This window comes from Nostoc sp. (genome assembly GCF_036916985.1).
In the GTDB taxonomy this organism is placed as follows: domain Bacteria; phylum Cyanobacteriota; class Cyanobacteriia; order Cyanobacteriales; family Nostocaceae; genus Nostoc.
In genome coordinates this window covers 24,500-45,657 of sequence record NZ_JBALFD010000097.1, presented here as the reverse complement: position 1 = coordinate 45,657, position 21,158 = coordinate 24,500, and the positions used below count along the sequence as shown (strand labels likewise).

The following is a 21,158-nucleotide window of genomic DNA, read 5'->3' as shown; positions in this document are numbered from 1 at the left end:
TCTTAATTGTAAAAAGATGCGAAAAGTTATCTAAACATTTCTTATAGAAACTGCCATGTCTTCCCTAAAGGCGCATTCCCAAACCCTATATGAGACTGATTACTTGCAATGGCTAGAAACGACTGTAGAAAAATTGCAAAATCAGGATTACGCAAATGTTGAGTGGGAGAACCTAATTGAAGAAATTGCCGATATGGGAAGGAGTGAGCGCCGCAGTCTCAAGAGTAATCTGATTGTAATTCTGGTGCATTTGCTCAAATGGCAGTTTCAGCCTGACAAAAGAAACGGAAGTTGGGAAGGAAGCATTATTGAACATCGTAGACGTGTCAAAGAAGCTCTAGATGATTCACCAAGTCTCAAATCCTATCTTGAGATAGTTTTTGCTGAGTGTTATGCACAAGCGGTTAAGCAAGCAAAAGCTAAAACTGGCTTGTCAATGGAATCCTTTCCTCTGAACTGTCTATACCAGCTAGCAGAAGTCACAGATGATGAGTTTTTACCTCAGTAAGCCCTGAATCGGTCTGTATAGCAAAAGTTGCTGCCCAGATCCCCGACTTCTCGAAGAAGTCAGGGATCTAAATCTAGGTTAAGTAAGTGCTATTTGTCCCTAAACTTGACTGATACATGTAAAATATTGTATGATCGTAAACGCATAGAAGGGGAGTAGCTGCTGGCTAAAAAAAGCCAGTACATCTGAATCAACATACTGGCGATGAGCCTGGTTCAGGTGGCAAATAATAAATATTTGATAGCGAGACCTTCACTAAGTTCACACCGAAAAGTGTAAACTTGGTGAGGTCTTTTGGCTCTCATCAAGCTTCACATCGGTAAACGATTCTTTAGGAGCTTGAGAGAGTGTTAACAGCTTTTACCGCAGCTTTATTACTAATTACAGTTTCAGAATTAGGCGATAAAACATTTTTTATTGCTGTAATTTTGGCAATGCACCACCCGCGGCGGCTGGTATTTATCGGTGTTACATCTGCTTTGGCAGCGATGACAATCCTTTCGGTGATATTTGGACAAGCGGTATCTCTGTTACCAAAAGTTTATATTCATTATGCCGAAATAGCTTTATTTATTGCCTTTGGAATCAAGCTGCTATACGACGCTAGTAAAATGTCCGCTGCTGCTTGTGATACCGAAGTTGTAGAAGAAGCCGAAGCTGCGGTGAAACAAGCAGATTTGCAATTACCAAAGCATAAGACATCCTTGGCAATTATCATAGAAGCCTTTGTGTTGACATTTATGGCAGAGTGGGGCGATCGCACCCAAATTGCCACCATTGCCCTAGCCGCAGGTAATAATCCTGTTGGAGTGACAATAGGTGGAATTTTAGGACATGCCATTTGTGCTGCGATCGCAGTTATCGGTGGCAAAATGATTGCCGGACGAATTTCTGAGCGTCAACTTACCCTAATTGGCGGATTCCTGTTTTTAGTCTTTGGTGTCGTTGCCGCCATTGAGGGAGCGTAAGGGGAAGCAGGGGAGGCAGGGGAGGCAGGGGGAGAATTAATAATCAATGCTCAATCCCCAATCCCCAATCCCCATCATTTCGGCTTACTTTCCAATGAAGGCGCGGAAGATGGAGCAGATTTAGGAATAGGAGGAAGCGTTGCTGCCTTTTTAATTTCGTCTTTGTACTGAGCAGGTGCTAAAGCTGCGGCACTATCAAACAAAGGTTTTGCCTCTGCGTCTTTGCCCTGTTGTTTAAAAAGCATGGCTTTTGCCACAACGGGGCGAAAATCCTTGGGATCTTTCTTAATTGCCTGGTCATAAGCAGAGCTAGCTTGAGCATAGCGTTTCTGAGAAGCATGAACAGAACCTAACAGCACTTGCACGGCTACCGTATCTACACTTCCAGGCTGGATTGTATTTGCTTGGGCTGCATTAGAAAGGGTTTCTTGTAACAAACCAATGGCTGCTTCGGGGCGTTGTTGACTCATTAACAGAGCCACCATTCCTTGCAAAGCCTTCAAATCGCCTGGCTTTGTAGACAAAATCGAGCGATAAGCTTGAGCGGCTCCTTCGCGATCGCCAATTTGCTGTTTGGCTTGAGCTAGTAGCACTGAATACTCAGACTGTTCGGGATTTAGCTTGGCCAGCTTTTCTAGTGGTTCAATGACTACTTGGATATCAGCAGGTTTTACCTCACTTTTTTCTTTTTGACTTAATAGTTGCAGCCGCGCCTGTAATAGGCCCTTAAGCGCAGTCTGATTTTCTGGTTCCCTTTGCAAAACCTGTTCATAACCTCGTGCTTCGTCTTCCAGTTTTGATTTTTGGTCAGCGGGGGACAAACTGCCTTTGGTGCTAGCAGTATTTTGACTTGAGGATGGCGTATTATTAAATGCTCCAATTATGGGAATCACCGAAACACCCACAAAAGCAAGAATTGCCAGCGCCAAGATGACTTGAACTATCCAGCGATTGCGTGTTTGAGACACAGTTTTGTCTTTCTCCTAAATTTTAATGACATGAGCATTTACACAAATCGTAAAGTTAAAAATTTCCAAAACTTTGCGGAATACTGCCAATTGCCTGTGAATTTTATAACAATTAACTATCTACACTGCTAAAGTAAGTGATGACTTTAGGAGGAGCCGTCAAAATTGTAGCTATGATATGCTTCCGAAACTAGTGTAAAGCCGCTAAATTAGACATTTAGTGTTTATACACTAAATTTAGCGCCTTTAGGATTGTCTAGAGTACCCTGGTGTGACTTTGTGAAAAGCCAATATACTTTCAATCAGTCGCACAAATGCTCTTTCCAGCTGCCTTTGTAAAATCCCACAATGGGATGTGTCTCCGCCGCAAGGAGTTTTTATGAATTCCGACCTGATGCCGTTGCCTGAATCTTCCAATTCTTCTGCCTCTAACCAGGGCCCAACTAAAATAGAGGCAGCCGCTAATGTTCATCACATAGCAGCCCACTCCTCTAAACCTGAAAATTCGCCTGTCAAACCCAGCGAGACTGACTCAAATGGGAACTTGATCAATCGACAGCAACCGATTCCGCCTCCCAGTGAACCGATGCAGTATCGAGCGATCGGATTAGTCCGGGGTCGCTATCATGCTAGCAGCGAACAATTTACTCAAGGTACTCTGCTGACCGCAGATGGTGTAGAACTCAATGCCGTCCTCCTAGGCCGGATTATGAGCTTAGTCAAGAATCACCTAGACTTAGAAAAAGAACACCTTTGGGTAGTATATCCACGTACAAGACAAGAAAATGATACCTTGCACATCCAAATCGTCGGAGTTTGGGAGCCAGAAAATCTGGCTAAAAACTCAACAGATGAGGACGAGTCAGATTTGGAATTGCAAGATTTACAGACACCCGATGATGGCTTATCCGAAAATTCTGAACTAAACACAGCCATAATACCCTCATCAGAAGTTGCAGATGGTGGTTTTTCTGTTCGTGGTGAAGTAGTATACCAGTCTTTTGATGCTAAAAGTTTGGTAGTCAAAATTAGGCAGGCTCCACGCAAATCAACTGATAAACCCAAATATTTTAAGTTGAAATTGAGGGGTGTGCTGACCACTAAAGCAGTAGGAAAATTCTGGGACTTCCAAGCCAAGCGAGAAGCTGACGTTTTGATCGTAGAAAAAGCTGAGGCGATCGCTGATTTGCCCAAAAAACGCAAACCACCATTCAAAGGTGCGCCTCGTGCTGGCGGTGGTGGTGCTGGTGGAAGAAAACCATTCCCCCCCAGACGCAGCAGTGGCGAAACCCCTCGTCCCATCAAGAAAACAGGCGTAAGCAGCGACCCCTCTGTGGTGTCAAAGCCTATACCAAAAACACCCACTCCTAAACCCATCAAGCGACCGAAACCGACTCAAGAGTAGGGATTGGGTATTGGGTACTAGGGATTAGGGATTGCGGATTAGATTAAATACTACAGTTCAACTAATTTTTCCAGTCCCCAGTCCCCAGTACCCAATACCCACTCCCCAGCCTCAAAAATCCGTCCGCCGGTCTTGGGGTAGAAAAGATCGCTCCATTGGAATTGGAGAAACTGGTTCTGTAAGGGTAAACGTACCTGCTTCGATCCACTTTTTCAACTCTAGAGCGACTTGCCTAGAAAAAAACAAACTTGCTAAGGGGGCAGAGCGTATAGCTTTGCCCTCTATAGTGATCCGACCAGATTTGAGTTGAGCGTAACTCACCAAACCAAAGGTGGGACGGACACGCCGGGGAATAGAAAAATCCACTATTGGCGCGACTAAATCTTGATCTTGCACAGCACAGTATTCAACTACTTGTTCATTTAATACAGGGAGTGGTACACCAACACCTAGCATTAATGAGGGGCCATAACTTTTGAAGTAACACCCCCGCACCCAATGAGCATCCATTTGCTTGGCATCACCAATTAAAGCTAAAGTCGCAGAAGGCCCAATCGGTGTACGATTAGGTAAACGCTTTTGTAAGGGAAAATGCTGAGTACCTTCCCAGGCAACATAGCCAATACCACCGCCTAAAAAAATTCGAGTACCTATACCAACGAGTTGCAAATCGGGGTCGTTGAGTAAAGGAGAAATAGCACCAGGGTTAGAGTAAACGGCATTCCCTAGACGTGGTTGCAATGGGCCGAGATAGGTAAAAAGGGGGCGATCGCCACCATTTACACCAACAATAAAATTTTGATAAAGATTGCGCGGATTGAATAAATAAAACTGATTAATCGTTTCACTGGTAATTGTAGTTTCAAAATTTGCTCTGGGGTAACAATCTGTTACTTGTCCTTGGGCTTTTACGTGTATGGGTTTACCAGCGATCAAATCTTCGATTACATGACCGCCGCCACGTTCTCGGACTTCTTCACCGTCCATCGCTTCCATAGCACAACTCGCACCCAAATATAAATCTACTGCCCCAAAACCAGAGTATGCTGGCACGCCATCCAACCAGCAGCGACGAATTTTGATTGGGGGATCAGTGTGTCCCAAATTAATAATTGCACCACTTGACTCCATCGGCTCAAAAGTGCCAGTGGTAATTACATCAACTTCTTTAGCAGCTTTAGTAACACCGATTTCTACAACTCGTGCTTTTAACTCTTCAGTTGTCAACACTACTGCACGTTGGCGGCTGATTTTCTCGTTAATTTCTGCAATTGTTCGCATTTTATCAGTGCTAGCGCTTCCTGGTGAATGGGGAAAAGAAATCTTCATTGCTCATTGTGAGCGCAGATTATGGAGACTCTTGTATTGTTTCATCTTGAAATAGTTGTCGCCAATCTCTGCGCGAAAGATTAACACTCTAGATGAGGTTAAAATCCATAAAAAAATAATTCAACTATTGCAAAGTCCAAATCATATATTTTTTTGGGGCAAGTACAATACTTATGTTAAAAATATCTTTTATCTAAGTAAAATTACTATCTAAAAAGCCTTGCATTATCAATCAAATGTATGTATGGTTAAGATTGATTAGACTTACTGGACTTAAATGATTTTACGTAAACCAAAAGAAACATTTCTGTCTTTGGTAAAGCATTCTAAACCATCTAGTCGATCGCAAAATGCAAAACAATAGCACATTATAGAAAGTTTTGGGAAGGGAGAAACTACTTAAGAGTGGGAATAAAAGGGATGTTGCCAAAGTTAGAAGGCTAACTATTTATAGTGAAGCTGCTCTATATGGCGGTTCTCGTTCACGTGAGGTACACCAGTAGGGGCAATACCCTGCGGGAAGCCGCAACTTTTGGAGACGCACTCGCGTTCGCGTCTACATGAATTGCCCTTACTCCTCAAAGCAATTCTACTTGTTGCTATTCGTTTTATTGCTACATTTCACCCCATAACGAATTGAGTAAGAGGCAATGACTACTTCTGAATTAACTAATTTTGACCAAAGAAACCAAAGTAAGATTTCCAATAGAATTGAAAACTTATCTTCACCATCAGATGAAAAAAAGTTGTTTAACTTGAAAGTAATAGAATATTTGTTACTTGCAGCTTTTTTCTCTGCTGGACTCATTATTATTTTTCTTTCAGATGATAAAGCAGTTGTAATTTCTGGGGCGGTATCTCTGACTTTTTTGTTTTTCTTATGGCTCATCAACAAACAAGTATTCCAGAACTATAAACAGGCTGCTTATCAGTCTGAACTCACCAAAAAAGCTGAACTTTATAGTTATCTATTGACCAATCCTAATTCTTGGGATAAAGATACGCTGACTCTGACAAGAGGGAAGGCTTTACAATACAGTCAAGACTTGATTGACGATTATAAAAAAATTAGGAGTGTATCAAGGAACCTTTATTATAGTTTACAAATTTCGACAGTGATTTTATCAGGAGTCACACCAATTTTAGTTCTGGTAGATAAATTAGAAGCAGGACAAGCTTGGCTCAAGTGGCTCCCTGTGCTTTGTCCAGCTATTGCTTCTATAGTCGCTAGTATAGTTACGTCTTTTCCTTTTCAGAAGAATTCACTTGCTGCTAATACAGCTGTTGAATTGCTAGAAGCTGAACAAGAGAAATTTATATTGGGCGTGACTCCGCCTTATCGTTGCTATGATATATCTGACGAAACCCAACAGCAACAAAAGGCAAGTCAAGCATTAGAATACTTTATTGTTCAAGTGAACAATATTCATCTCAACCAATTGCAGCAAACAAGTGAGACGCAATCAGAGAAGACAGAATCAGCTTCATCTAATGAGTCAAACAAAGTAGGAGCAGAGGTAACGAAATAGAAGGATAACTGATTAGCTATTAGCTAATTTTAGTCAATTAATTTTGGATTTTAGATTTAACAGTGTCGCAAAGCTCCCCAATTCTGAAAAGGTTGGGGATTTTGTTGTTCATAAATAATTAGAATACTCTAACCATTTATCTTTACAGGGAGGCAAGCAAGTTGTAGGGGCACGGCAGTGGTCATTGGTGTCAACTTAGGGACTTGCAATTAAATAATGTACCGATATACCAATCAGGTTTTACCGTTTTATGATGGATTCAGGGTTTTCAACTGGTACTTTATTTTAGCGCGAGTCCCTAAGTTGACACAAATGCCCATTGGTGTGCCCCTACCGTGTGGTCTGTAATTACTGAATAGCGAATCCTTCTGGTCTGATTGCATCGTCCAAATCAACACCCATCAGGTTAGCTCCCTGGATGTTTGCATTTGTGAGATTTGTATTTTCCAAGTCTGCGTTTTGTAAGTTAGCAGTTTGCAGATTTGCCCCCAAGAGGTTGGCTTTTTCTAGGTCTGCATCAAATAGGTTTGCTCCTACCAGATTTGCTCCCAAAAGGTTTACTTTGCCTAAATCTGCTCCTTGAAAGTTAGCCCCTTGTAAGTTTGTTTGCTGTAAGTTAGCCCTTTCTAAGTCTGCATTTTGTAAGTTAGCACCCTCCAAGTTTGCCGCTTGCAGGTTTGTATCCTTTAACATTGCGCCAGTCAGGTTACAGCCGACACATTCATTGGTTTGTAATAAATGTCTAACGTTTGCTGCTACAGAGATTATTGGGGGTACAACCGGTGATATGACTGGTGCTGTCACAGGCTCCATTGGAGGTACAACTGGAGATATTACTGGGGCGGTTACAGACTCCATTGGCGATTCAACTGGAGCTAGTTCAGATTCCGCAGATATCGATGGTGTTAGTGTTTGCGCTCTAGCGCTGGGCTGGATAAGCAGAGTAAATCCGGCTATAACTACCAGAAATACTGCTTTTACGAGCCACTGAGTTAATTTTTTAGAGTTTGATTGATTCATTAGTTCCTTCATAATCTGATTCCTATTGGTGGGCTTGCTTTTATAAGAGCCATTGATAATGTGCTTTATTCTCACTTTAAATAACTTGATTGATAAGAGCAAATATTATTTGTATTCATATTGATAAATTTAAGTGATTAATAAATCTTTGTGGATGGGAAACGATCGCTGATTTTTTGTTTACATCAGGAATTGCGATCGCCTCATACTTAGTTCCCAAGCATTGCCAGACTAGGTAAAAGTCGATATGTTTCACTTTTAATCAAGATGGAGAGTCCCAAGTAAATTAAGACAAAGGGGAAGATTTTCCGACCATAGCGAGTTAAAACGGGAGCCATGAGAGGATTACGAGTCAGGTTGTAAGAGAGAAAACACCATACCCCAACAGTGAAATAGCAAACACACAGAATTACGCCCAAACTTGGAAGATTGCTACTGGCAAACAACGGTACATAAATTCCAATGTTGTTTCCTCCATTGGCAATGGTGACACTGGAAACACGGTAGGTTTGCGGATCGCGGATGGTTGCTAATAGTGATTTCTTCTGGCGTCCAGATTTTGCAGGAGAGGTTAAATCAACTGATACCGCTTGTACTGTCTCTCCTTCTTCTTCTCGATTGATGAGATTACTGATACCAATAGCCACGGGAAGCAAACCTAGCAAACCAATCCAGGTAGTGGGAATAATCAAACCACCAAAGAAACCAGGCAGACTAGCAAACACTAAGGCTGTGAATCCCAGAAATTCACCGATCACAACATGCTTAGGACGAAAGCTACGATTGACTTTCCCGAAGAAGGCAGTCAAGTATAAATTGTCGTCAAAGGTGGTTGCAAAAGCAGCAGAGATTCCAATAATTAACGTACTAATTAGCCAACTCATAATTCTTACTCACAGTAATTCAATGCTGTTTGTCTTAGTCCTTCTCTGCTTCTGCCAATGAGAGCAGTTAAGGAAATTTTGTGGCTGTTTTACCTAACGACAACTGATCGATATTCGTTGTTAATTAGCCAATTACCCAATTTTTAGAGGCGATCGCCTCTAAAAATTGGTACTTTTTTCTCAGCAAGGTACCTTGGGAGCTCATGGACTCAATATTATGACTTTCAAGGAAATAAGGTCAAATACTCTTGTTTTTTAAAAGGATAAATAAAAGTGATTGACAAATGTACTGTAATTAACAAAAAGACTTTTGGCTAAACCGCATAGGGGTTCGTCAGCAAGAGGAAAAGGGGCAGGGGGAGAACCCCATACATAAATGTAGGAGCTTGAACTAAGGACGCATTATTTCTCTCTACGAGACGCAATCATGCGAACGCGCTGCGCGTCTTGAAATAAATATTTAAAATTTTGGGCATAAATAAATTTATTGGCTCTGAAACCCAGATGGCAGAGGAATTCCAGAATTTTTCTCCCCTGCTCCCTGCCTCTTTGGTCATACCGAATACTGAGTTAATATCTGAGAAGTTTAGGTGCGTAGTTTACCGCCGTAGGCATCGCTCCTATAGAAGAGAAACCCGATCAAATGCTAAAGGCTGAGATATTCTTGGCGGCTAGCATTCAACATCGGTTAAGATGACTAATTGCCCTCTGATTTCAGTTTTGAGATGTTCAGTAATGTTGGATTTTAACTTGTAATTATGCTAACTAGTGTTGACCGTTTATTATTTGTCCGGCGAGTCCCGATTTTTAAGGAATTGCGGGATGATTTTATTGTGCGGCTCACTTCAGTGATGAACGAATTGTCATTTCCAGCTAATTACACCATCTTTCGACAGGGAGAAGAAGGGCGATCGCTCTATATTGTGGTATCAGGTCGAGTTAAAGTTCACATTGGGAACAAACAACTTGCAGAAGTGGAACAGGGAAAATACTTTGGTGAGATGGCAGTATTTGATACCCAACCCCGATCCGCCACTGCCACGACTTTAGAACCTTGTGAATTTTTAGAACTGACACAAGAGCAACTTTATGATGCGATCGAAGAAACTCCCGAAATCGCGGTGAATATCATTCGTGAGTTATCCCGTCTGATTCGCAGATTGAATGACGACATGAGTGTAACGAATCCCCCGCGAACAAATCCGGGGGTTTTTAGCAGAGAGTAAGATCGGAAATGAGTGCCGATCCCATAGTTTCAGCTTTCAAAGATGCTACTTTCAGACATTCTTTAAGAAACTGCTGGGGAATCTCTACACTTTCTCCCCAATGCAGATGCACATAAGAAGCATGAACATTTGCAGGCAAACCCCATCCCTCGTATCCCATATTTTCGTCACAGTCGTAGCGAGAAGTTGCAAATAGGGGCTGAGTGGGAGTTGAGGTTAAATGGGAACGGTGAAACTCATGTCCGTAAACAGTTGTACCTGTATTCACTAACAGATTATCTTGCAAAGCTATTGCCCGACGATACCCCAAAGTTAAACGCCCACCCATCACAGCAGATGTCGGTAAAACTCCCGCCATTGGCCAAGATTTACCCTCAAAATCGACAATTTGCTCACACAAATACATTAATCCGCCGCATTCGGCAATTGTGGGCATTCCTTTAAGTATTGCTGTTTTCACTGCATCACGAGCGCTGATATTTTCTGCTAGTTGCTGGGCAAAAACTTCCGGGAAACCACCACCAAAATACATTCCTTGTACATCTTTTGGGATGTCAGCATCCTCTAAGGGACTCCAGAAAAGCAGTTCTGCGCCAAGCTGTTGCAGCAAATCGAGATTGTCTTGGTAGTAAAAATTAAAAGCGCGATCGCGGGCTACTGCAATTTTAACTGGGGATGAGGGAGATGAGGGAGATGAGGGAGGTGAGGGGAGAGGTTTTGATTTTAATAAAGGTAATAAGCGTTGCCAGTCGAAGCAAGTATCTCCTAAATCGGCGAGGCGATCGATTAAAGCATTGAGTTCGGGGAGTTCGGCGGTGGGTACTAAACCCAAGTGGCGATCGGGAATTGTGATGTTATCTTGACGGCGCAGTACGCCGAGAATGGGCAATTGTAAAGGTTCTAGGGAATCTTTGAGGAGAGAGAGATGGCGATCGCTCCCGACGCGATTTAACACTACCCCAGCTATTTTAATTCGGGGATCAAAAGATCGATAGCCGTGAGCGATCGCAGCCACAGAACCAGATAAACGACTACAATCAATCACCAACACCACAGGCAAATCTAAAAGCCGCGCAATATGTGCAGTACTCGCAAAGTCTGTTGATTTTTGCTTTTCTTGCCCATGCCCAACTCCATCAAATAATCCCATCACCCCTTCCACGAGTGCATATTCACTCAGTTGACTATGATCGGCAAAACATTGCTGAATGTAGGCTTCGGAAGTCAGCACGGGGTCTAAATTGCGACAAGCCCGACCAGTTACGTGTTGATGAAACATCGGATCAATGTAGTCTGGGCCTACCTTGAAAGATTGTACCAAGCAATCGCGACAACGTAAAGATGCTAAAAGGGTGAGCGTGACTGTTGTCTTGCCCACCCCACTACGTTCCCCAGCAATGACTAAAGCCATAAATGAAACAAATTAGGTTTTGATGCAGCAACTATTTTGACTATTAACTGTGTGTCTATCGTCGCTTTTTGCAAAAGCAGATGCACCAGTTTCTCAAACCGACTTACTCAAACTTATACCAATAAGAAACAAGAAAACCAGCCAATTAGGGGAGTTAGGCTGAAAACAGTCTGTCTTAACGTGAGTTCGATGAACCTCTCCCTCCCAACCTCCCTCTCCGAAACGGAAAGGGAGGAGCAACGAAAAATTAAGCTTTTTGCTCCCCTCTCCGTGTCGGAGAGGGGCTGGGGGAGAGGTCAAATAAGACTTGTCGAACTCACATTGTCTTATAGTTGGAGATTAGCCGAGACTTAATACTGTTCGGTTCAGACAAGAGACACGATGAATCGCCGTCTCTACAATAAATCAATCTTTTGTAGAGACAGGGATTTATCGCGTCTGTATAACGTGCCAGTTTTTTAGACGCTATGAATCGCGGCTTAGAGTTAAAAGACCGCCCACCTTCGCGCAGCATCTCCCAGAGAGGCGCGGGGCTTTCACCATAGTGCGAAAGTACTGAGTACTCAACTTCAAAACTCAGCACAGGCTAAACGCCCCGCTACCGCTAACAGCACTCAGCACTCAGTATGGTAAACCAGGGACATAAATTGTATGTTATTTAACTTTCATTCCTTAGTTAACTCCCAAAATCGTCCCGGTTTCTTTCAAATAAACCCGCGTAAATGGTTCATCTTCACCCAAGGTATAATCTTCAATCAACCCTTTGCGACGAATAGAAATACCGTTGCCTTTTCTAATTACCACACTCGAACTATCAAAAACATCCCGCACCAAAATCATCTCAGTTTCGGTGGGATTATCCAAAACTACGAGATTGCTATTCTGGTAAAATATGCCCTGTTCTTCGAGGATGTCTTCAGCGTACTCGGCAATCAGCAAATCAAGTTTGGGATGACGCAGCAAAGTTTGGACGTTACTGTTGTAATCTTTGCTTAATACTTTTTTCGAGCGATTCAAAAAAACGGCATCACGACAAACAGCGCCTATTGTCCAGTTGGGATTTTGCAAAAGGATATGGTCAATTGTTGCTTGCAGTTCTTCAACTGAGATTTTGTTAAAGGTAATAATTGGTATCCTGGCATCTGCACCCGACTCAAAAAAGGTTTCTAAAATATGAGAAGGGACATCAACACTTTCACCAACAGAAGGTTTAAGATGCATTAAAACCCCTGGTGCAGCATTTATTTCCAGGATGGCAAAGTTACTAGACTTCCAAGATTCTGCGAGACTTTTGGTAATGACATCAATCCCTAGACAAGTCAACTGGAAATGTTGGGCAATATCTTGGGCCAAAATAATATTGTCAGCATGAACTGTTGGGGTTGCATCAATGCTTATACCTCCGGCTGAAAGATTGGCGACTTTACGCAGGTAAACAGTACGTCCTTTCTCAATTACGCTTTCTAGTGATAAGCGTTGTTCCTCTAGATAGAGTTCCATCGCTTCATCAATCTGAATTTTACTCATCGGCGAAGTTGGTGTGTCTAAACGTGCAGGTTTGCGGTTCTCTTGGCGAATTAACTCTGCAAGCGTTAAATACCCATCACCAACAACTGATGCCGGACGGCGTTCTGTGGCGGCGACGAATCGACCATTGACACACAACAAACGAAAATCTGATCCTGAGATGCTTTTTTCAACAATTATTCGGGTTTGCTGATTTTCGGGAATCGCTGCCAGTGCCCGATTATAAGCAGATACTAGTTCTTTTGAGTCTTGCACATCAGCCGTGACGCCAATTCCTTTGTGACCTACCACTGGCTTAACTGCCACTGGGTAGCCAATTTCTCTTGCTGTTGCTAAGGCTTCTTTCTCGAAAAAGACAATATTACCTTCAGGAACGGGAAAACCCAAGGTTTTGAGAAATGCCTTACAGTCATCTTTACGGGTGGTAAACTCCGAATCTAGATGGCTATCACAGTTAAATGTTGTTGCTACCCCCCGGACGTGTTTTTTTCCCAAACCATATTGCATCAATCCTTCTTCCCACAAATAAAAGGCGGGAATACCTTTCTCGTAGGCTGTTCGCAATAGGGCGTAAACCGTGGGGCCACCGTAGACAGATGCGCGGAATCTATCTTGCAACCTCACCAATTGCTCATCAAAGGTGAAGTCTTCGTCTTGGGTAATGGCTTCAAACCAATCCCAAACAAAGTAAACTACTTCTCTAGTTGTGCGTTCATGTAATGATTGGACACTAATCCGGGTGAGATGTGGATATGGCTTAACACTCCAGTGGTTAAGGTGTAAATCCATATCTAACTTGCCGACTTCGGAGACAACTTGAGCAAAGAGATGGGCATAAGACTCGTAGGTTTGATCGCGAAGATTTGGATAGCGATCGCCAATGCTCGCTATATAATCTTCAATGGGCAAAGGCTCTCTAGAGTCAATTAGAGCAAAATCGAATACTAGCGCCCCAATATCTAAATAGGGGTTGGGCCCAATATAATGCTTGAAATTGAAAATATCGAATACATCCGTTCTTCTAGCATTAACGCGGACTAATTCACTGCTTTTTTGTAGAACCATTGATTACGAACCTTTGGCTAAACACCCTTAAATTTAAATGCTGAGTTATGGTTACTCAGAATTGTTGATTGCAGATTAGTTGACATTTATTTTGGAGAGTAATGGCTTGGCCATTCAACTAATCAGAACCTAAGTTAACTTTATTAGTAAGCATTTTCAACTATCTCAAGGCATAATTAAATCCCCATCCCTTAGCCAGGAATCAAGAACAGTCAATTCATCCTCATGAATCATCAGAGATATAACTTTTGAAAGGTGCAACACTCACTTAAGAAAGTGTATAAATAAATGTGGGGTATCAAAAAGACAGCAAAGTATGAATAGCACACAAGCTGCTCTAAGAGATGAAATTCGAGAACTTGCTGAAGAAGCTTTTCACCAAAAGCTGATTTCTGGGCATGGAGATGGGGCAGACATGGATGAGTATCAAATTGTTTACCAAGGTAAACCCAGGCATCTCCCACTAGAACAAGCACGTTTTTTCTTAACTAACTTGCTTTACAGAAGCCGGATTCATTAGCATTTGCCATTAAATATCATCTAATTGCACCCAGCTAGAGTTATATACAAATTACTCTTAGTCACATAGCCAACAATGCCTCTAGAAAATACTTCTAGAGGCAGTTGACGTTGTGGATTTTACTGAGTCAACGAAAATTTAGGTACTTTTTAGGATAAATCTTTTGGTCTAATTGCGACCGCAAAATGTTAATCCTATTTGTATCAAGTAATCTACCAAAGGGATGATTTGATAGTTTTAATTGTCATGGTTTAGTGAAATTTATTAACTCAAATTCAGAGGGAGTCATGGTGGAAAGTAATATCAAACGGCAGTTGGTAATTATTGGGGGAGCCGAAGATAAAGAGGGAGATTCCGTAATTTTGCGGGACTTTGTACGACGTGCTGGCGGTACAAAAGCGTACATTGTGATTCTGACAGCGGCCACAGAACTACCAAGAGAAGTGGGAGAAAATTATATCAGAGTGTTTGAGCGACTGGGAGCCGAAACTGTTCGCATCATTGATACAGAAACCCGTGAAGATGCCTCTTCATCTACCGCATTGGAAGCTATTAAAAAAGCAACTGGGGTATTTTTTACAGGCGGAGATCAAGCTCGGATTACCAGTATTCTTAAGGATACTGAAATCGATGCGGCAATTCACCAGCGCTTCTCTGAAGGTGTAGTTATCGCAGGTACAAGCGCGGGTGCTGCTGTAATGCCAGATAAAATGATTGTAGAAGGTGACTCCCAGACACATCCTCGGATTGAAACTGTTGAAATGGGCCCAGGTATGGGATTTTTGCCTGGGGTAGTAATTGACCAGCATTTTTCTCAGCGCGGACGCTTGGGACGCTTAATTTCAGCTTTAATACTAGAACCTGCTGTCTTGGGATTTGGTATTGATGAAAATACCGCGATGGTAGTTACAGATAATCAAGTTGAAGTGATTGGTGAAGGTGCGGTGACGATTGTTGATGAATCAGAGGCTACATATAACAATATGGGCGAAATTTTGAAGGATGAGTCTTTGGCAATTTGTGGAGCAAAGCTTCATATTTTGCCACATGGCTTCAAATTTGACCTGAAAACCCGCCAGCCTATCCTAAATAATGGCTCTGTGCCAAATAGCTCTGTGCCAGTTGCTTCAGTCAGTACCTAACTTTTAATAGATGTATTTAAACTGCAAGTTTTATGCTTCGTGGCGGCTGCTACCGCTAACAATAAAGTTCGGTTAACAAAATCCCAAAATTTTACTTTATACATTAGTAGTGGTGTACATCTGTACGCCACTACAACCGATTAATAATTGTGCTGCACAGATTTTTGAAAAAAATAACACCAATTGATGGAGATTTCTAGGACTAAATTTCCGCATAACTGCTTATAACTGTGTCTCTAATGACCAACGACTAATTTTGAGAATTTGCCTCAATTTTGTTTAACCAAATTACTAGGTCATCTGCATGAATTTCTATCTCACTTCCTAAAGTTTTGACATATAGAAGTCCATCACTAATACTTAAATCTCTGATTGGATACCATGAATCTCTTGTCTGGATTAAAAGATCAGATGAAATTCCTAGTTGTAAAGTATTCTTGCGATATTTCCACCAAGCTCGCCATAAAAAGACAGATTTAGTACATTGCAACCTATAGCCCTGAGGAACTTGGCAGTATTGATAGCAATAGAAGCCATGACCATCTATGTCACCCTTAAGAATGTAATTGTATTCTGCTAAAGTCTGATTCAGCAATTCCCAATGAGATGATTTAGACAAAATCAAAAATTCAGATGTTGTAGTATTCAGTTGGGAAGTGCTAATTATACCTTCAGCTTTTGCTGTCAAATGGTTAATTTTATAAACTGTTTGTGCTGTTAAAGACGGATTTGCCAATAAAATATCTTTTTTCTGGATAGAGTTGCCTACAAACTCCCTAACTAAATCTAAATTAGACAACATAAAATTGTTGATACTAAGTGAATTGGTATTGTGATTTCTCTAACACTCTGTAAATTAGTATCTACACTGATTTTGTTATGAGATCAGGATAATTCTGATCTATATAGCGGTTCTCTATTGCGTTAAATACAGACCTAACCCCCAGCCCCTTCCCTGCGAGGGAAGGGGAGTGAGCATCAAAGCCTCTCTCCTTTTAGGAGAGAGGTTTGGAGAGAGGTCAAAATGTATTGCTTCCATTCGAGAAGCGCTATATTTATACTGTCTTTGTAGCGGTAATTTACCAAGGACATTGGTATTGAGTACTTTTACTTACTCACCACTGAGTAGCAATTTCTAGTCGCCCAATACTTTATGGCGATTTTGTTAAAGTATAAAAACTGTCAGAACGAATCTGACTGCCATTTCGCCAAACTTCCACTCTTTGAGGAGTGATTAAATAAGAAAAACTACCATTATCTGCTCGATATCTGCTTTTACCAATATGCGAAGCTTGTATCTTTATCGGCTGACTTGAATCTTGCTTTAACTGCCCAATATAAAATAACTGACCATTTTCTTCACAGACTTTTACACGAGTGGTTGCAGTCTCACCTTCAATGATGGTAGTTCCGTTGCACTTAGTATCACTGCTTATAAATACAAAATCTCTTGGAATTGGCTGTGAAGGTGAAATTTGCTTTGCTACTGGTGGTTTCGAGACTGAGTGATTTGGGTTATCCACTTGCTGAACTCTAGAACCAGAACCAACACTTGCAGTTACGGATGTCAACAGACGAAGGGGGTCAACTGCTATTTGGCCATTTGGATGAACTTCAAAGTGCAAATGAGGTGCTGTGCTATTGCCTGTAGATCCCATCTCGGCAATAATTTGACCTTGAATGACCTGTTGACCCTTGCTCACCAACAAACGGCGATTATGACCATAAACAGTAGTGCTACCGTCGAGATGTTTAATGGTTATGGCATTTCCCAATCCCCAATTATCCCAACCGACTTTGATAACTATACCTGATGCAGCAGCAACAATAGGAGTTCCAGATGACCCGGCGATATCAATTCCTTCATGTTGATATTTGCGGAAGCCTTGAGAAATAAACCCTTGAGTCGGCCAGATTAAGTTAGAAGCAGGGATAGGAGTTTGCCCAATTGGGGAATCGCCTGCTAACTGTGTTAGGGCAGATGTAGCTGTACTTAATATAGTGGTTAAGGATATTAACCCAATTAGTCCATAAGTACGATATCGATAACTGATAGCTTTTTTCATAAGTCGCAAGTCTATTAAAACAATAATTCAGACACTTTCTGATATTTGTTGTTTCAAGCCGACTCAGAAAATATCAGGAAATAAAAGAGTTTAGGTGTGCTATTAGTGTTGAGTGCTGAGTGTTGAGTGTTGAGTGCTGAGTGCTGAGTGCTGAGTGTTGAGTGCTGAGTAACAATGAAGATTACTCAGTACCTCTGTACTATAGTAAAAGCCCCGCCTCTTGTGGCGCGGAATCTTTTTGTATGGGGTTGGTTGATACCCCTCCCCTTGTGGGCGGTCTAACACTCAGCACTCGTTACTCAGTACTCAGCACTATTTCGGTGAGTTAAGAAAAGCCTAACCCACCCGACAAAACTAAACAATAGAGAAATTAGCCATTAAAAACGCGACTGCGCCACTTATTCAACCGGGCTTCTCCAATTGTGGCAGACCGTCGAGAATCAGCAATTTGCTCTTGCAAAGCTGCAATCTGTTTTGCTTGGGCGTCAGCTTGCTGTTGCAAAGATGTATATTCGCTTGTGCTGCTAACAGAACTGGAAGACTGCCAACTACTACTAAATTTTGTTGTACCGATGCTAGCAAAGGGTCTTAAGTCTGCTAGTTGTTGTTGCAAAGCTGTAATCTGGCTTTCTTGGTCTTGAATCTTTTGCCGCAAGCTTTGTTCGCCTGCTGTGGGAGTTGCAATAAAGGCTGGAGCATTAGTTTCTGGCCTTGGCTTAAATATTTCAGCAAGTATTGCACTCACATCTGTGGGTTTCAGTTTACCGTAAGGAGTGTTGGTAATTAGCGATCGCACCAGTTGGGGTTCATTATTCGTTACTACGTTCTTATCACTGCTAGAATTACTCCGCACAAGTTGCAGCATATTGGTAAATTCCAATATCTTTTTACCCGTTTGGGTTTTGTAACCCCGGTAATATGGCACTATGTTATCCCCAAAGGCATCTAGATACTCGTCGCTATCAAGATAAGAATCAATATCCGCCTCAAAGCCTTTCTCATCTAAAATGTTGCTGTGATAAATTGTCTCGGAGTAGTCATCGGGAGCGCGGCCCAGTAGGTGTTTAAAGTTCAGTTCAATTGCACGGTAGCGGTAAACATTATTAAAAAATCTCGAGCGATACAACTCTGATTTAGCTATTTGACGCACAAACTCACGGACATCGATTATGCCTTGCTTGAGTTGGGATTCTGGAACGATAAGCCGCTCACTTTCCATAATGTAGGCATTACCCAATACTTGCCGATAAACTGCCCGAATTACAATTTCGATGTCATCAGCTGAAGCAATAGTCCATAGTTCGATGGGTTCTGTTTGGGAAAATGCTTGATATTGGCGTTGGCTAGTTTTGTCGTCGATGAAGGTCTGCATATTTGGGTTTGTGTGGGTAGGAGTAACTAATGACTTTTAAAGGTAATGGGAGCTAGTACCGCTTCTCTTACGAGACACGCAAGAAACGCAGAAGTCAAAAGTGCCGATGCGTTAGGTTAAGAAACTTTGGAGAACCTGCAAAATGCAACTGGCTCTCAAAAATCAAAAGTCTAAAAATTTCTTTGCCTAAGCTTTCAACCTGTTATTATCTGGCTGCTTACTTTTGCCCAACAATACTAAATGGTTGTTAGTTTTTAGTTTTCAGCACTTAGTTTTACCAATAACTACTAAAGCTTAACTACTAAGCTTTGCTAATTCCCTTTACAGTCACGATTAATTTATCAAGTTTTGGAGAGCTTTTTAGTTACATTTTCTAACAAACTTAGACGGCTAACTGTTAATAACTAACAGCTAATCAGGATCATAAATTAGCAATTAGATATTAACAATTAGCCGTCAACCCCCTTGGGGAGTATTTAAAATTCAAAATTTAATTTTGAAATGTCAGAAAAATTTCCACAGGATAGGCACTCTCAAGGACGCTCATCAAATCTAGTGTAGAAAGCACCGTATTTTATCCAGTATTGTTTCAAGGTATGATGAGGCGTATGTAAACTAGCTTTTGCCTGATATAAGATAACTTGACGATGATCGCCCATCCAAATTTTATTAATGGGGTCAACGGATATTGTTGTTCCTCCTAAAGAAGCAACACATTGAGAGAATCTCTCAATCGTTGTATATTCTAATGTCTCGAATATAAAAAAATTACCCAAACAAATCAAGTGGCGGCTGCGAATCCAGCAGCGCATCTTTTTTTCAGCCTGTGGAGGTAACATTTTGGCTTTAATAGATTATTCCAGCTGAATTAACATAATGCGCTCATCGCAAGTAATTCATCAGCAAAACTTTCTCGTTTTTCAAATTGCAATGGGCCAGCAGTTGATCCCCATATTTGCTGATGGGTTTCAATATCCATGCCTTTATCTAGACTTAGCCAAGTATTTTCGGTTACTTCTACTTCGCTGATTAGATATGTTTGGCATTCATTACGCTTAATCAGACATTGATTGCCTGGTTCTACACTACCTCGAAACATTTCACCTTCTCGTTGGAAAACCATTGAACAGTGATAACGCCGTTCGATGCTCTCTGGGGTGATGGTTTTGAGGATATCTAATTCACGAGCAGCGCCCGCATAGAGTATAGGATCTTTTAAGCTGTAATTTTCGATATAAATGCGATCGCCTAAATCAACTAGTTTATGTACTCCCTGGCGATAGGGTGTCCATAAATCATGATCGTAAGCTTGTTCTGAATAAAAACCGATGGCAGAAAAAAATTCAACCGGTAAAGGACGAAAATAAATGTGAATGTGGGCGTAATGTTGCGGATTTGCAAAAGATTGCTTGTAGTTGCTAAAATCTCCTGCCATCCAACAGGCTAAGGTGAGCAAATCGCTGGCGTTGGTGCTAGATTCACTGGGCGCTATAGTCACGTCGCTTCGCTCCAAATTCAAAATTCACGTATTACAATCCCCATAAATATAGGAGCTTGTATCCTTTTATGTTTTAACCTGATATTTTCTAACTGGTTGAACTTGACAAAGAGCGAATCTCTGAAGAAAAGGAAGCTGTTGTCACACCTTTACCATCACTGGTTTTAATCATCGCTACCCGAAATCGGAGATTTGGGTTAGCAAACCAAATTCGCTCCTCAGCAGCAGCAAGTTCATATTCTGTTAGCAGGGTAAAAACACCATCGTCACTCAGATGATATTTAGCCACTGCGGGAATCGTTTCGGCGTATCCCTTGTCTCGTAGTAATTTGCCTCTAGAAGGATTTTCGATATCGGGAATTGGCACTAGCACAGTAGTACCAGAGATTGGTTTATCATCCCAGTCTGACTCACCTTCCCAAGTCATCCGAAAGGGGTGGGTGATACTGGTGGGGTCAGTGCCATACAATTGACAGATTGCTATTACTGCCGGATCATCGGTGGATAGAGACTCAATGTCAATGTTAGACAGCACTTCTTCAAAATGGGCGAATGCTAAATGATGACCGCTACGCTGCGATCGCCATCGTCCAATTGAAAGTTCAAAGAATTCAGTAATTTCCATTAGAAAATTTATCTTAAAAAGTAGCTTAAAATCCAAGAGATATCTTGACTAAAAAGTTTTTCTCCTAGCCTATATAATAGTAGCTTCCTAGATCA

At 41.6% G+C, this 21,158-nt stretch carries 19 protein-coding genes; 7 read left to right on the top strand and 12 right to left on the bottom strand.

Going from position 1 to position 21,158, the window contains the following annotated elements:
• Positions 1 to 55 precede the first annotated feature (55 nt).
• Positions 56 to 508, top strand: coding sequence for a DUF29 domain-containing protein (locus V7L07_RS31690; RefSeq protein WP_335063427.1), 453 nt, complete (start codon positions 56 to 58; stop codon positions 506 to 508).
• A 347-nt stretch (positions 509 to 855) separates the two neighbouring features.
• Positions 856 to 1,476, top strand: coding sequence for a TMEM165/GDT1 family protein (locus tag V7L07_RS31685; protein ID WP_334768679.1), 621 nt, complete (start codon positions 856 to 858; stop codon positions 1,474 to 1,476).
• A gap of 74 nt (positions 1,477 to 1,550) precedes the next feature.
• Here the strand turns inward: V7L07_RS31685 and V7L07_RS31680 are convergent, their stop codons facing one another.
• Complete coding sequence (locus V7L07_RS31680; RefSeq protein WP_335063425.1) at positions 1,551 to 2,444, bottom strand: tetratricopeptide repeat protein; 894 nt, start codon at positions 2,442 to 2,444, stop codon at positions 1,551 to 1,553.
• 379 nt (positions 2,445 to 2,823) lie between these two features.
• Here V7L07_RS31680 and V7L07_RS31675 point away from each other — a divergent pair, with 379 nt between their 5' ends.
• Positions 2,824 to 3,849, top strand: a complete 1,026-nt coding sequence (locus V7L07_RS31675) for a hypothetical protein (RefSeq protein WP_335063423.1) — start codon at positions 2,824 to 2,826, stop codon at positions 3,847 to 3,849.
• A 111-nt stretch (positions 3,850 to 3,960) separates the two neighbouring features.
• Here the strand turns inward: V7L07_RS31675 and V7L07_RS31670 are convergent, their stop codons facing one another.
• Entirely contained in the window at positions 3,961 to 5,130 is a 1,170-nt protein-coding gene (locus V7L07_RS31670; RefSeq protein WP_335063891.1) for a homocysteine biosynthesis protein, read from the bottom strand.
• 698 nt (positions 5,131 to 5,828) lie between these two features.
• Here V7L07_RS31670 and V7L07_RS31665 point away from each other — a divergent pair.
• The gene (locus V7L07_RS31665) at positions 5,829 to 6,707 is read left to right on the top strand and encodes a DUF4231 domain-containing protein (protein ID WP_335063421.1); all 879 of its coding nucleotides are present in this window, start codon (positions 5,829 to 5,831) and stop codon (positions 6,705 to 6,707) included.
• 348 nt (positions 6,708 to 7,055) lie between these two features.
• On the opposite strand, the gene V7L07_RS31660 is transcribed toward V7L07_RS31665, so the two are convergent.
• On the bottom strand, positions 7,056 to 7,739 hold the full coding sequence (locus V7L07_RS31660) for a pentapeptide repeat-containing protein (protein WP_442936102.1): 684 nt from the start codon (positions 7,737 to 7,739) through the stop codon (positions 7,056 to 7,058).
• Between the two features lie 197 nt (positions 7,740 to 7,936).
• On the bottom strand, positions 7,937 to 8,611 hold the full coding sequence (locus tag V7L07_RS31655) for a cadmium resistance transporter (protein WP_334980547.1): 675 nt from the start codon (positions 8,609 to 8,611) through the stop codon (positions 7,937 to 7,939).
• A 758-nt stretch (positions 8,612 to 9,369) separates the two neighbouring features.
• Here V7L07_RS31655 and V7L07_RS31650 point away from each other — a divergent pair.
• Positions 9,370 to 9,837 (top strand): Crp/Fnr family transcriptional regulator, encoded by a 468-nt coding sequence (locus tag V7L07_RS31650; RefSeq protein ID WP_179067769.1) that lies wholly within the window; start codon positions 9,370 to 9,372, stop codon positions 9,835 to 9,837.
• Here V7L07_RS31650 and V7L07_RS31645 read toward each other — a convergent pair.
• Positions 9,824 to 11,248: a cobyrinate a,c-diamide synthase gene (locus V7L07_RS31645; protein ID WP_335063419.1), complete on the bottom strand. Its 1,425-nt coding sequence runs from the start codon at positions 11,246 to 11,248 to the stop codon at positions 9,824 to 9,826. The two genes, V7L07_RS31650 and V7L07_RS31645, sit on opposite strands and share 14 nt — an antisense overlap.
• 672 nt (positions 11,249 to 11,920) lie before the next feature.
• Positions 11,921 to 13,840 carry an ATP-binding protein gene (locus V7L07_RS31640; protein WP_335063417.1) on the bottom strand — a complete coding sequence of 640 codons (1,920 nt, stop codon included), beginning with the start codon at positions 13,838 to 13,840 and terminating at the stop codon, positions 11,921 to 11,923.
• A gap of 316 nt (positions 13,841 to 14,156) precedes the next feature.
• Between V7L07_RS31640 and V7L07_RS31635 the strand changes: the two genes are divergently transcribed.
• Positions 14,157 to 14,360 carry a hypothetical protein gene (locus V7L07_RS31635; protein ID WP_179067772.1) on the top strand — a complete coding sequence of 68 codons (204 nt, stop codon included), beginning with the start codon at positions 14,157 to 14,159 and terminating at the stop codon, positions 14,358 to 14,360.
• A 287-nt stretch (positions 14,361 to 14,647) separates the two neighbouring features.
• On the top strand, positions 14,648 to 15,502 hold the full coding sequence (locus V7L07_RS31630; RefSeq protein ID WP_335063415.1) for a cyanophycinase: 855 nt from the start codon (positions 14,648 to 14,650) through the stop codon (positions 15,500 to 15,502).
• 250 nt (positions 15,503 to 15,752) lie between these two features.
• Here V7L07_RS31630 and V7L07_RS31625 read toward each other — a convergent pair whose 3' ends face one another.
• The 6 genes from V7L07_RS31625 to V7L07_RS31600 form a co-directional block, all read right to left on the bottom strand.
• On the bottom strand, positions 15,753 to 16,304 hold the full coding sequence (locus V7L07_RS31625) for a hypothetical protein (protein ID WP_335063414.1): 552 nt from the start codon (positions 16,302 to 16,304) through the stop codon (positions 15,753 to 15,755).
• 349 nt (positions 16,305 to 16,653) lie between these two features.
• Entirely contained in the window at positions 16,654 to 17,568 is a 915-nt protein-coding gene (locus V7L07_RS31620; RefSeq protein WP_335063412.1) for a M23 family metallopeptidase, read from the bottom strand.
• 370 nt (positions 17,569 to 17,938) lie between these two features.
• Positions 17,939 to 18,940 carry a phycobilisome rod-core linker polypeptide gene (locus V7L07_RS31615; protein WP_335063411.1) on the bottom strand — a complete coding sequence of 334 codons (1,002 nt, stop codon included), beginning with the start codon at positions 18,938 to 18,940 and terminating at the stop codon, positions 17,939 to 17,941.
• Between the two features lie 533 nt (positions 18,941 to 19,473).
• Complete coding sequence (locus tag V7L07_RS31610; RefSeq protein WP_335063409.1) at positions 19,474 to 19,779, bottom strand: CpeR family transcriptional regulator; 306 nt, start codon at positions 19,777 to 19,779, stop codon at positions 19,474 to 19,476.
• 29 nt (positions 19,780 to 19,808) lie between these two features.
• Positions 19,809 to 20,438 carry a chromophore lyase CpcT/CpeT gene (locus V7L07_RS31605; RefSeq protein WP_335063407.1) on the bottom strand — a complete coding sequence of 210 codons (630 nt, stop codon included), beginning with the start codon at positions 20,436 to 20,438 and terminating at the stop codon, positions 19,809 to 19,811.
• Between the two features lie 88 nt (positions 20,439 to 20,526).
• Positions 20,527 to 21,063, bottom strand: coding sequence for a phycobiliprotein lyase (locus tag V7L07_RS31600; protein WP_335063405.1), 537 nt, complete (start codon positions 21,061 to 21,063; stop codon positions 20,527 to 20,529).
• Between the last annotated feature and the right edge of the window lie 95 nt (positions 21,064 to 21,158).